Annotated in this window: 12 protein-coding genes; 2 read left to right on the top strand and 10 right to left on the bottom strand. The window is 40.2% G+C overall.

The window, feature by feature from the left end; genetic code table 11:
* Positions 1-138 precede the first annotated feature (138 nt).
* The 6 genes from xseB to CDG79_RS06470 form a co-directional block, all read right to left on the bottom strand.
* Complete coding sequence (xseB, locus tag CDG79_RS06500; RefSeq protein WP_094328767.1) at positions 139-372, bottom strand: exodeoxyribonuclease VII small subunit; 234 nt, start codon at positions 370-372, stop codon at positions 139-141.
* Between the two features lie 40 nt (positions 373-412).
* Positions 413-1,651, bottom strand: a complete 1,239-nt coding sequence (gene xseA / locus CDG79_RS06495; RefSeq protein ID WP_094341420.1) for an exodeoxyribonuclease VII large subunit — start codon at positions 1,649-1,651, stop codon at positions 413-415.
* Positions 1,652-1,768: 117 nt separating this feature from the next.
* Positions 1,769-2,743 (bottom strand): hypothetical protein, encoded by a 975-nt coding sequence (locus tag CDG79_RS06490; protein ID WP_094341408.1) that lies wholly within the window; start codon positions 2,741-2,743, stop codon positions 1,769-1,771.
* Positions 2,744-3,589: 846 nt separating this feature from the next.
* A complete protein-coding gene (locus tag CDG79_RS06480) occupies positions 3,590-4,609 on the bottom strand; it encodes an aldo/keto reductase (protein ID WP_094341406.1) in 1,020 nt (339 codons plus the stop codon).
* A gap of 111 nt (positions 4,610-4,720) precedes the next feature.
* Entirely contained in the window at positions 4,721-5,056 is a 336-nt protein-coding gene (gene petJ, locus CDG79_RS06475; protein ID WP_094341405.1) for a cytochrome c6 PetJ, read from the bottom strand.
* Between the two features lie 26 nt (positions 5,057-5,082).
* Entirely contained in the window at positions 5,083-5,307 is a 225-nt protein-coding gene (locus tag CDG79_RS06470; protein WP_094328771.1) for a hypothetical protein, read from the bottom strand.
* A 191-nt stretch (positions 5,308-5,498) separates the two neighbouring features.
* Here CDG79_RS06470 and CDG79_RS06465 point away from each other — a divergent pair, with 191 nt between their 5' ends.
* On the top strand, positions 5,499-6,305 hold the full coding sequence (locus CDG79_RS06465) for a histidine kinase (protein WP_094341404.1): 807 nt from the start codon (positions 5,499-5,501) through the stop codon (positions 6,303-6,305).
* A 240-nt stretch (positions 6,306-6,545) separates the two neighbouring features.
* Here CDG79_RS06465 and CDG79_RS06460 read toward each other — a convergent pair whose 3' ends face one another.
* From CDG79_RS06460 to CDG79_RS06445, 4 genes are all read right to left on the bottom strand, one after another.
* On the bottom strand, positions 6,546-6,737 hold the full coding sequence (locus CDG79_RS06460; protein ID WP_094341403.1) for a YqaE/Pmp3 family membrane protein: 192 nt from the start codon (positions 6,735-6,737) through the stop codon (positions 6,546-6,548).
* A 126-nt stretch (positions 6,738-6,863) separates the two neighbouring features.
* Positions 6,864-7,262 (bottom strand): phage holin family protein, encoded by a 399-nt coding sequence (locus tag CDG79_RS06455; RefSeq protein ID WP_094328774.1) that lies wholly within the window; start codon positions 7,260-7,262, stop codon positions 6,864-6,866.
* A 515-nt stretch (positions 7,263-7,777) separates the two neighbouring features.
* Positions 7,778-8,107: a 2Fe-2S iron-sulfur cluster-binding protein gene (locus tag CDG79_RS06450; protein ID WP_094341402.1), complete on the bottom strand. Its 330-nt coding sequence runs from the start codon at positions 8,105-8,107 to the stop codon at positions 7,778-7,780.
* A gap of 13 nt (positions 8,108-8,120) precedes the next feature.
* Positions 8,121-10,280 (bottom strand): Tex family protein, encoded by a 2,160-nt coding sequence (locus tag CDG79_RS06445; RefSeq protein WP_094341401.1) that lies wholly within the window; start codon positions 10,278-10,280, stop codon positions 8,121-8,123.
* A gap of 456 nt (positions 10,281-10,736) precedes the next feature.
* Here CDG79_RS06445 and CDG79_RS06440 point away from each other — a divergent pair, with 456 nt between their 5' ends.
* Complete coding sequence (locus CDG79_RS06440; protein WP_317616572.1) at positions 10,737-11,051, top strand: hypothetical protein; 315 nt, start codon at positions 10,737-10,739, stop codon at positions 11,049-11,051.
* The last annotated feature ends 983 nt before the right edge of the window (positions 11,052-12,034 follow it).

Raw genomic sequence — 12,034 nt, 5'->3', positions numbered from 1 at the left:
CCTCATTAGGATTGGGGATTGGGGATTGGGAAGATTTAAATATGAGTGGAAACGGATATTTACTAAAAATTAGGATTATTTATTTTTAACGAGTTTGACTTTTTAATTATATTTAACTCTCACTAAATGCTCTGGCTTTTACTCTTCACTCAAAGTTTCAATCAACAAATCTACCTGCTGCTGTCGCTGCTGCAAAAAACTTTCACACTGACGTAAATACTCCACAGCACTTGCAAATTGATCGAACACAGCTTCTAATTCCAACTCGCCCGCCTCAATGCGAGTAATAATTCCCTCTATTTCAGCAACCTTCGCCTCATAATTCCAACCTTCCATCGAATCAGAATTAGAAGCACTTTTACGTTTAATCATTAATCTCTCTGTGTCCTCTGCGGTAGCCTGCGGCAAGCCGCTACGCATCTACGTTTACTTCTATAACCTTCACTTTAACCCCACCCTGCCCCAACTGAATCACCAATTCTTCCCCCACAGCCAACTTCGCCGCCGAACGAGCGATCGCTCCATCTTCCCTTCTCACCACCGCATAACCGCGCTGTAACACAGCTTTCGGGTCAAGACTAGCCAACTTTTGCCGCAATAATTCTAAATACTGTGTTGCTTGCTGCGATCGCCCCGTCGTAATTTGCACCAAATGCTGACGCTTCCAAGCTAGCTTTTCCACCTCCTGCTGCACTTGCCGATCTAACCGCAAACGTCGCAAACGATTTCGCAATCCTTGCAGTTTATTCTCAGCATTTTCCCTAAACTCATACACCGCCTCATGTAAAGCCACAACTCGCTGCCGATGCTCAGTATACAACTCTAAAAGTGCCGGTACAACCCTTTCCGCCGCCGCAGTTGGTGTATGCACACAGACATCTGCAACTAAATCCGCCAAAGATTCATCTCGTTGATGGCCGATACCAGTTATTACCGGAATAGAACAACTAGCAAGCGATCGCACCACTCGTTCATCATTAAAGCAAGCCAACTCTTCCACCGCGCCACCACCCCGCGACAAAATTAGCACTTCGGCGCGTCCATCTCTTTCCACCCGCTCAATTGCCTTCACGATAGATTCTGGTGCTTGCTCGCCTTGTACTGTCGCGGGAGAAAATAAAACGTGTAAACCTGGATACCTTTGTTTGAGGGTTTTTTGAATATCACCCCAAGCAGCAGCCGTTGGGGAAGTGACGACAGCGATGGTTTGGGGGTGGGTGGGGAGCGATCGCTTTCTTTGCGCGTCGAACAATCCCTCAGCCGACAAGCGATTTTTTAGTTGTTGATAGCGCAATGCCTGTAAACCAACACCAGCAGGTAAAGTCTGCCAAACTGATAACTGATACTCTCCCCGTTGCGGATACAGGCGAATACTACCCAAAATAATTATCTGCTCGCCAGCAACTGGCATTTGGGCGAGTTTTGGCAATTGGCTGTTCCATACTACACATTTAATTCCGGCGGTGCGATCGGGATCTTGCAGCGTAAAAAATAACCCACTGCGATGGTGGTTAGCGCTGGAAACTTCGCCAGTTACCCAAACTTGCCGTAATTGTTCATCTTGCTCTAACAGCAAGCGGATATAGTCAGTTAACCCAGATACTGAAAGTGCAGTATTGAGAATGAGAGAGTCGGGAAGATCGAGAGTCATCAAAGATGCCTGAAAGCATTTGTGCTGGAGAGATTCTAGCATTTTAATGAAAACGGAAGTTTAGTCTATTCAAAGCCCCAAACATAATTTTTCCACGCTCTTCCCCAATCCCTTTTACTAAGCAAAGGCAATTTTCAGAACTGCTAATTGTCTCACTAACATCATTTCTCCGGTATTGATATCCACAGTAAATAGAGAATTTATTGGCTCACGATTGGGATTAGCAACTGCATATAATTTTCCTAATGGAGAAAAAGCTAAACTGAGCAAGTCACTTTCTAAAGCTTGATTATTGAAGTGCAATTCTGACAACTTGATAATTAGTGGTTTGCCAGTGAGTACCGAATAATTTTCCATGTCTAACTGCACCAAATGTACAGGATGTGCTCGATCCATGCTTGTAGCATAAATTTTTCTATCAACTGGAGATTGAATGAGATTACTATAGCGTCGGTCTGGTAGCAGGTCAGGTAAAACTAGTTCATCATAAGTTACTTTCCCTGTCTCGTAGTCAATAGTTGCTAACTCAAACGGGGGAATACCTGCTCTGAGACTAATGATGCCTACAAGCTTGCCATCTTGAGTTTCTAGCAGACTTTCTAAAGTACTATCCTCCTGTTTAAATCCCCACACTTTTAGAGATTTCTGAATTTGACAAGACTCGTCACTCTTAATAAATAAGAGGCGATTAAAATTGCCTTCTTGCGTGTGCGCTACAGAGCTAATAATGAACGTCTCGTTAGATACAGTAGTGAGACTTGTTAGCCGCTCGTAAGGCTCCTGATAGAAGGCTTTAGGTACAGCTTGAGTAAGTATCTTTTGGTTCTCAACGATGTTAGTCGAGATTGTCGAGTAGAATAAGTTCTCACCAGTTTCTATATCTAAAGATATTAGAGATATTTTAGGGGTCGTATGAGCTATATTTTTAACTTCGGAAGTATGCAATAATCTTCTTACTGGATTACAAATATTTTTTACCGTTTCATCAGCTACACTTGCACCAACTATATTTAAGTTGTTGCTAGTCGCAAAGCTTACTCCGTAAATTATGAAAGACTTCTGTACACCACTTTCTTGTATGTTGGTATTCATATCGGTTAAAGAGTTATTTACAGTTTATGAACTTATATAAATTGCTTTGATAACAAGTCTCAGTCAAATTTTAATAGTTATATAATACAATAAGATTGCATTCTGATTACAGAATGCAATTTAAAAGTTAATCAAACAGAATTTAGGGGACAGGAGTCAGAAGTCTATTCTGAACGACTGGCGGATAGTACAAAAGTAGCGAGCCGGTGAGCGTCTGAAAGAATGGGTTTAATACCTCCACTAAATCAAAGATTTAGTGGTGACAGAGCAAGACGCAGTGTGGTCTTCAAGATGCTTGAGACTCGCTAGCAGTGGTGTGGGTATCTGTAATTTAAATCAGGGAATACTGTTAGTCTTCATCCCCGATCTTAGAGGATGAATGAACAAGTATTTCGCTGTGATTTTAGGTACTTAGCGATNGGTGCATCCCAGTTTTTATTTTCCCATGAAAGAATAACTGTCATTGCGAACGCAAGTGCGTCTCGTAGAGAGGAGGAACGACGTTCGCAAGAGCGTGTCGCAGACAAGCAATCGCATGGACTCGCATTTAGTTGGAGATTTTGCGATTGCTTCGTAACGCTTCGCAATGACATGCAAAAAAGTGGGATGCTCCCCTTAGCGATTCCCCCTAACCCACACCAGTCGCTCCACTTGGGGAGACCCCTTGGCGTTAGCCTCTCTCTTTGGGAGAAAACCGCGCTGGCTCCCCTTAGAAAGGGGGGAACCGGAATAAAAGTCACCCTTATTAAGGAGGATTTAGGGGGATCTAGAACGTTTAAATACCTACAATAGGACTTTTAAAACATCCTCTAAAGGACGATGTATACATTACTCTTTTTCTGATAATTATCGCCGATATTCGTCGCCACAATCGCCAATTAGCTGATACAAATCTCGTGATTGGCGAGATACGGCAATGATGCGATCGCGATCGTCAGCATCTAAACTAAAACTAAATACTTTGGCGTTATCTTCTATATGTTCAGATACACCAAGTCTGGCACCAACTATCACACCGCCCACTGTTGGCTGATCTAAAATGTAACGTACTGCTACGTTGGAAATGCTTACTTTATGCTTATTAGCAATTTCCTTCAAGATAGCTAGCAACTCTTGAAATAATTGCCAACCACCCCAAGCATCGATCGTATTTTTATATTTTTTCAAACTAGCAGTAGAGAGATCGAATCCTTGTGGTTCTGGTTTGCCCAAATAGTTTTCTGATAACAAACTGCCGCACAGTGTACCGTAAGTAAAAAGCTTTATGTCATGCTGTTGACAAAACTCCACCATATTAACTTCGGGACGGCGATCCACCAGGGAAAATTGCACTTGGTTAGAAACAATCTTGATACCTGCTTCAGTAATAATCTTCAGGTTTTCTGTGTCAAAATTTGTTAAACCTAGATGCTTAATTTTACCCTCAGTTTGAAGTTCTGCCATATATTTGAGGGCATCTAGGTAATTTTTATCCTGATATTCCCACCAGTGGAATTGTATTAAATCTAACGATTGCACATTCATCCTTCTCAGGGAAATATCAATATTTTCTTCAACCAGTTCTTTTGTGATTTTACCTGGACGAGGTACCCATTTTGTAAAGGCTTGCACCTGAGATAAAGCATCTTTCCCACGAGTATCAATTAGTTGACAGCGAAACTCACCAATAAAGTCTTCTGCGGGGCCATAATGATCTGCTAAATCCCAAGTGGTAAAGCCTGCATCTAAATATTTGAACATGGTCTCAATGGCGGCTTGAGGATTGATCTTTCCGTGTGCGCCGGAGACTTGCCACATCCCATTTAATATGCGGGAAATATTTAAATCAGGAGTGAATTGGAGACGGCTGGCTGCGGGTAAGTTCATTTTCAATTTATGAGTGAAAAGTTAGCAATGGGAAGACTTAAGAATTACTAATAGATAAATCATAACTGATAATTCATAATTCCTAACTTCTAACTCCCAACTCTTAACTGTCTAACGCCAGCCTTTTTCAGCTTGTTCGAGAACATAAGCAGCAACGTCTTGAATTTGCTGTTCAGCGAGACGCTCTTTGTAGGCTGACATATTATTTTTACCATTGGTAACTATGGATATAATTGCCTCTATTGAATCCATACCATACTTTTTTAGGGCTTGCTTTTTGAGATTTTTTCCACGCCTGACTATGTTGCTACCGTTAATATGACAACCAGCACAATGAACACTAAATATTTGTTCGCCGTTAACTGTGTCTGCCGCACTAGCAGGTAAAGTAAAAGTACTTATCAATAACAAAAATGTTACTAATACTAATGTGAGTATTCTTTTCAATTAACTTCTCCTGATTTGGACAATAACTATAGAGATTCAAAGTCAGTTGTAAATCCAGTAAAATTTGCACAATCTTCTTGAAATGATTCTGCATCGCTAACATCCTCAATTTTGTAGGACATGATGCGTGTACCATCTGGCATTTTTTTGGAACCGATTAATTCACCTTGATACTTTTCTGCGATCGCTTTAAATTCAGTACCATAAAGCTTCCAGGCATCGCCCGAACAAGTAATATTTACTTGCCACATATTTCACTCCTAATTACTACCACTAAATATTCATCATCTCACAAATGGTCAACATCTTACACATCACCTCTGTAGGGCTGGAATTTTCTATCTAAAGGAAGTGCCTAGCTCAATCAGGCTGCGCCATAATATGGGTGTATGAACATGTCTAGAAACTTTTATCCCAATTAGTAAAATTCCAAGAGTTGAAAATGCCTAACAATATCAAACAACAAATTCAAGCAGACTTGCAACAAGCGAAAGAAACTGGACAATTAAGAACCGATCGAATTCGAGAAATTGTTAAATCGGCAGTTTCTCAAGTAGGTTCTGAGTTTAAACAAGGTTCTAGCGAACTTCGTAGCCTTGTTAGAGATGCAGTTTCTGCTGTAATTGAAAACTTCCAAGAAAAAGGTAGCGAACTCAAAGATGAAGTGACAGCTTCTATTGAAGGAGCGCTGGAAGGAATTAATAGTCAAAGACACGAAGCCATTGCTAAAACTCAGACAGATATCAAGCGGCTACAGGCTCAACTGGATGGTGAGGAAGAAGAACTCCAGCAAGAGGTTGATGTAATCTTGGCAGAGATTGAAGAGACGGGTAAGGAAAAATCTGCTAGTACTAAAACTGCTATTGATTCTGCTGTCAATGCTATTAAAGATAGTGAAGAAGCAGCATTGTTAAAGAAACGTTACGCGCAACTGCAAGCGCAGCTAGCGATTGTCCGAGCTAACTTAGCTGCACGCTATGGCGGACGTTCTCTGGAGGTTCAAGATTATCTAGACGAGGCTAAACACTGGTATGATAAAGCCCGTCCCCAAGCTGAGGCCGTAGTTGTACAGGTAGGAGAGAAGCGATCGCAGCTAGAAGATAAACTAGGAGAAGCTGGTACATCTCTCGCGAGAAAAGAGCGTCAAATCAAACAAACATTGCGAGAATTGCTCTTAACAGCAGCTGATTTGTTCAAAGATAAGGATAAGGAACCTGCTGAGAAAGAACGGGAAACTATTCATAAATAGACTAGACTGCTTCTTCACAAAAACCCCGACACATATTTTTTCGTAGGGTGTGTTATGCCAAAGGCTAACGCACCTTTTAGTATGAAAGCTGAAAAACATCTAAGTTCCTCATATAGTTTGGCACATCTTCTCTTCATAAAGAACTAGTAAACTTCTAGTTTTGCTAGAAAGTAAAATGGTGGGTTACAGCTTTAGCCGTAACCCACCATTTGTTAGGTTTCCTAAAATGAATCTTGCATATTAGTAAGTACGTCCCTCTGGATTAAGTTGTTCTTCATGCTTGGCAATGACCCAAATTGCATGAATACTACCGGGTAGCCAACCTAAAACTGTCAGCAAGATGTTAATCAATAATGTTGGGCCAACTCCAACTGTCAGGAAAACGCCTAAAGGAGGCACTAATAAACCTAGAGCAAAGCGAACTAGTTTCATGATTTTACAACTTTGTAATTTTGTTTAGTTACATTCTTTTGAAGATGCCGAATGAGGAAATCCACCTTCGGATATTTTTTTTGGAGTAGAGAAGTGATGAAATTACTACTTCTACTCCCTGTATATTTATCTAGAAGGTAATTCATTTTGGCTTTTGACATCACTACCGCCAGTTAAAAGGCTTCTTTCAACAAAGTAGTTGTTAATGAAAGTATTAGCAAAAGTTAGAATCACTGGCCCCAGAAGAAAACCAATAATCCCACTGACTGAGAAACCAGGAACTAGTACTGCTGCTAACCAAAAACACAAACCGTTGACAACGAGCGAAAATGTTCCAAATGATAAAAAGTTAAGCGGTAGGGAGAGACCAGACAGAACTGGTTTAACTGAACCGTTAATTAGACCAATTACGAAAGCGGCAATCAAAGCTGCCGGGAAATTGGCAATATTAACGCCTGGAACAACTAAATCAACAATCAACAGGCTCAAAGCTGTAGCTAGAGCGGTTAATAATGGTGTCAACATTTTTCTAACCTAATCACTAAAGATGTTTTGTTTGTAACTTCTGATCCGATCTTTAACTATGTGCCAGACTTTCACCTCTCTAGCAAGATAGAATTTGCTTCTACCATTAGGTCTATCATTGAGAAAACTATAGTAGTTATTAGATGGATGCAATACAAAGTAAGGACGCATAGCCATACGCCCCTATTCTGTTTAACTAATTAATTGCAAAACTTGCAATTGCCGTGATGAAATGTTTTGTGTTTTTGAGGTGCGTCATCTGTTTAACGCACCTACAAATTTAAGATTAATTTAATCAGATTTTCTAGACTCAGGCTTCTATAGGACTCCTATTTGATTTTTGAACAAAATTAGGTATGTAGGGTGTGTTAGAACGAAGTTCGTAACGCACCATTATCAAGGGTTTGGTGCGTTACGCTATTGCTAACACAACGCCAGTGACGCTCCTGCGTCGCTACCGCTCAAGTCGGGAAACCCGCCCACACGACTGGCTCCCCTACGTATCTTTTCAGAAATCAAACCGGATTCCTATAGTAAAGGGCTGACTTATATAAGACTGGTTCTTGATGGGTTTCTAAAGTGCAATTAGACAAAGGGTAAGTTACACAAGTAACAACATAACCAGCCTGTATTTCACTTGGGCGCAGAAATTTTTGCTCGCTTTGATTAACTTCACCACTAATAAGTTTGGCGACACAGGCAGAACATTCGCCTTGTTTGCACCCAGATGGTAGACGGATACCAGCATCTTCCGCTATATCCAGAATATATTGATCGTCTGGTACTTGAATGGTGCGATCTAACCCAAGTGTAGGATTGATGAATCGAACTTGATAAACTGCCATCTGCTGCTTATAATTATTGTTTAACTGCTTTCATCGACAAACTAATCCGCTTGAGTTTCTCGTCGATTTCTAACACCTTCACTTTAACTACTTGTCCGACTTTGACAACTTTGTTGGGATCGTCTATAAATCTATCGGCAAGTTGGGATATATGCACTAAGCCATCTTGATGTACGCCAATATCAACAAAAGCACCGAAGTTCGCGACATTCGTCACGATTCCCTCTAGTTCCATCCCCACCTTTAAGTCCCTGATTTCTTTAATTCCTTCTCTGAAGGTGGCATACTTAAATTCAGCACGGGGATCTCTACCTGGTTTTTCCAGTTCGCTGAGGATGTCGCGTAGTGTGGGTTCGCCGACGCTATCAGTAACATATTTTTTCAGGTTGGTCTTTTTGAGTTTTTCGGCAATTTGTGTCACCTGATTTAATGGCACATTTAGATCGGATGCGATCGCTTCTACTACAGAATAACTCTCTGGATGCACTGCTGTACTATCTAATGGGTTGTCACCGCCACGAATCCGCAGAAAACCCGCCGCTTGTTCAAAAGCTTTTGGCCCCAGCTTTGGAACTTTCAAAAGTTGGCGGCGATTTTTAAAGGCTCCATTCTGATTACGATGAGCGACAATGTTATTGGCAACAGTTGCCGTAATCCCAGAGACGGAAGTCAGAAGTTCTTTAGATGCAGTATTCAAGTCTACGCCGACATAGTTAACGCAGCTTTCTACAGTGTCATCTAATTTCTTTTTCAATAACTTCTGATCGACATCGTGCTGATATTGTCCCACGCCAATGGATTTGGGATCGATTTTCACCAGTTCCGCCAAAGGGTCTTGCAAACGGCGGCCGATGCTAATAGCACCGCGCACGGTAATATCTAAATCGGGAAACTCTTCTAGCGCTACAGTACTTGCAGAATATATAGATGCGCCGGACTCATTCACCATCACCTTGACTGGTTTGCTTTCTATTGTTTGCAATACTTGCGTCACAAACTCCTCTGTCTCACGGGACGCTGTACCGTTACCAATGGCGATTAACTCAATCTTGTATTTCTCAATCAGCTTTTTGACAGTTTGTGCAGCTTTCGCGCGTTGTTCAGCCGCTTGGTGGGGGAAAACCGCTTGGTATTCCAAAAATTTCCCCGTTTGGTCGAGGACTGCAACTTTGCACCCAGTTCTAAATCCAGGGTCTATCGCCAAGGTCGGTTTCATTCCGGCTGGTGCAGATAGCAGCAACTCTCGCAGATTAGTTTCAAATGTCTTGATTGATTCTATGTCTGCGTAAACTTTTTTATCAGAAATTACCTCTCCCATTAGAGATACTTTCATCAAACGATTGAATGCATCCTTCAGCATCGCCTGATAAAAATCTCGAATTGACCGAACTTTGGTTTTAATTTCTTTCGACTCCAGATAGTAAAGTACCGTATCTTCATCAAAAGCGATTTCAAAGCTTAATATTTTTTCGGTTTCACCCCGACACAACGCCAGCATATTGTGAGGTGCAATATTTTTTACCCTAATTTGATAGTTACGGTACATCTCAAATTTGGTTGTACCTTCGGGATAATCATCTTTGATGCGGGAGACAAATATCCCTTCATCTAGAAGATAATCGCGGATATATGCCCGTAATTCAGCTTTTTCAGCAACTTCTTCGGCTAAAATATCAGCAGCACCTTTAAGGGCTTCTTCTGCGGTTTTGACTCCCTTGGTTTCAGAAATATACTTAGCCGCTTCTTCCTCCAGTGAAGCTGTTACAGCATTTTTGAGATTTAGTGACTTGATGAACTCCGCCAGTGGTTCGAGTCCTTTTTCTCTAGCGATAGTGGCGCGGGTACGTCGTTTTGGGCGATAGGGTAAGTATAAATCCTCAAGTTCGGTTTTTTGTAAGCAGGATGAGATTTTGGCTTTCAGTTCATCTGTGAGTTTACCTTGTTGGGCGATCGCACTTAAAATCGCAGATTTTCGTTCTTCCAGTTCTGTTAAATAAGTATATCGATCGGACAGTTCACGTAGTTGCACTTCATTCATCTCATCGGTGCGCTCTTTACGGTAACGTGCAATAAAGGGAATTGTTGCACCCTCCGCCAAAAGTTCCAGCGCGTTTTGCACCTGATGGGGTTTGAGGTTTATTTCAGTTGCCAGTAGTTGAGGAATATTCAGCATTAGGTGTCTAAAATGAAAAAATGAAAATGCTACTTCTAAAGGTAATACGCTAGATCCTTATCTTGGCGCAAGACCAAAGTTTTAAGCTAATTTACCAAATGATTTCTCACAAAAGTGGAATTTGCGAAATAGACAAAACTCACCTACGCAATTTTTACACTCTATCAATCTACATAGACAAGCAGTCTTAGTATAAAGTTTTACGCTGGCGCGATCGATTGGGAGAGTACTAGGGACTTGCATCACCACAATAAATTGTCTAATTTTACACTTAAACCGAGCTGCATCTAGCATCTCTTCACCTACTGTTAAAGTTAGCTAGACGCACCGCCAGCGAAAAGGATTGATTCACCAAGCTTTTGTGTGCTTCATCTATAGGAAGAATTATTCCAATTGGTGTAATATCCAACCTTGCGTAATCTTGATTTTCTATAATATTTATTTCGATAGACTGTTGTGGCTAAAACCTTATTGGATGTAGAATTAACCACAATTCCAAAAATAACTTCGATTTGTTTTACAAGCAAAACAACTTTTAGCTCAGAGGTTAGTAATATGCCTTTGTTTTTCTTAATACCACTGTGTACTGCTTTAGCCACTGGCTACTTCTTTAAAAAGAGTAATGATGAAATTGCATATCTTTCTGGTGTATTCGCAGCCATTAGCTTGATATTAAGTTTAGTGTTAGCACCCTGGCCGATTCAGTTTGGATTGTTAATCATGGTCTTGATTATGACCAACAGACTTTTGCAGGAGAATCAGTCCAAATAAACTGAAACTACAGGATAAACAACCTAGAGAAATTAAATAATATCAACCATCCCCAACTAGTTTTTTCTCAACTTTAACCTCCTAGAAATTCTCAGATAGCTAGCCCAGTAATGTACTTAAAGACAGAGATTAAAATCTTTTCTTTGGCAAATTATTCTGTTTGAGTAAGGTTTTGAGTAATTGAGACTCCTTTTTGGAATCGAATATTTACTAATTATGGTAAGCTTGATGTTCTACCTCAGTTCACAAAATCGATGCTGAAGCACTGTTAAGCTTTTCCATCTATAAAGGCAACGCCAAGTTTTAAAAGTATATTTATAACCAATCGTCAGATAAAATAAATTATTCTGACTTACTTAGTGTCGGAATGAACTCTTAACGAAGTTTTGTCTGAGATGTCTGAATTTGAAGGTTTTCGTAGATAAATATAAAACAATTCAGACTCTTATTTACTATACATAGCAACCCGCTTTAATTTCTAAGTTTATTTACGTGGTGCGCGAAGCATCGTAGGCAGGTAATAGGCAACAGGAAAGAAGGCTCTTTGAGTTATACTAAGTTTTTTAAAAAATTAAATATGAGTCCCATATATATTTTTTTGCTATCTTAGATGTATTAATGTAGTATAATATTACATCTTCCTTGTACCTGTACTATTATTCGAGTTTAAATTCTGCTTTCTCAAACTCTTAGCTTGGCACTTCTGGAGCCTGATACCAAATACCTACTTCTATGAGTTTATTAGCCAGGAAGTGCTTCATAAATCTACAAATTCTTAAAAACAAAAATTCACATACAGAAAGCTTTCGATTTTGTGAAGTTTTTGTTTAAGTATATTTTCAGTAAATGAATTTTTGATGAAGTATAGCGATAAATATGCAACACGCTATTCTCGTGGTATTCTAGTAAGTGATTGTATGTAGCAGTAAATTTTGAGGTAAAACTCTAGTTAAAATTACATATAGTTATGAACAATTCAGCAA

This window comes from Nostoc sp. 'Peltigera membranacea cyanobiont' 232 (assembly GCF_002245985.1).
In the GTDB taxonomy this organism is placed as follows: Bacteria; Cyanobacteriota; Cyanobacteriia; order Cyanobacteriales; family Nostocaceae; genus Nostoc.
The sequence above is the reverse complement of the archived record's forward strand: the minus strand, read 5'-3'. Positions and strand labels throughout refer to the sequence as shown.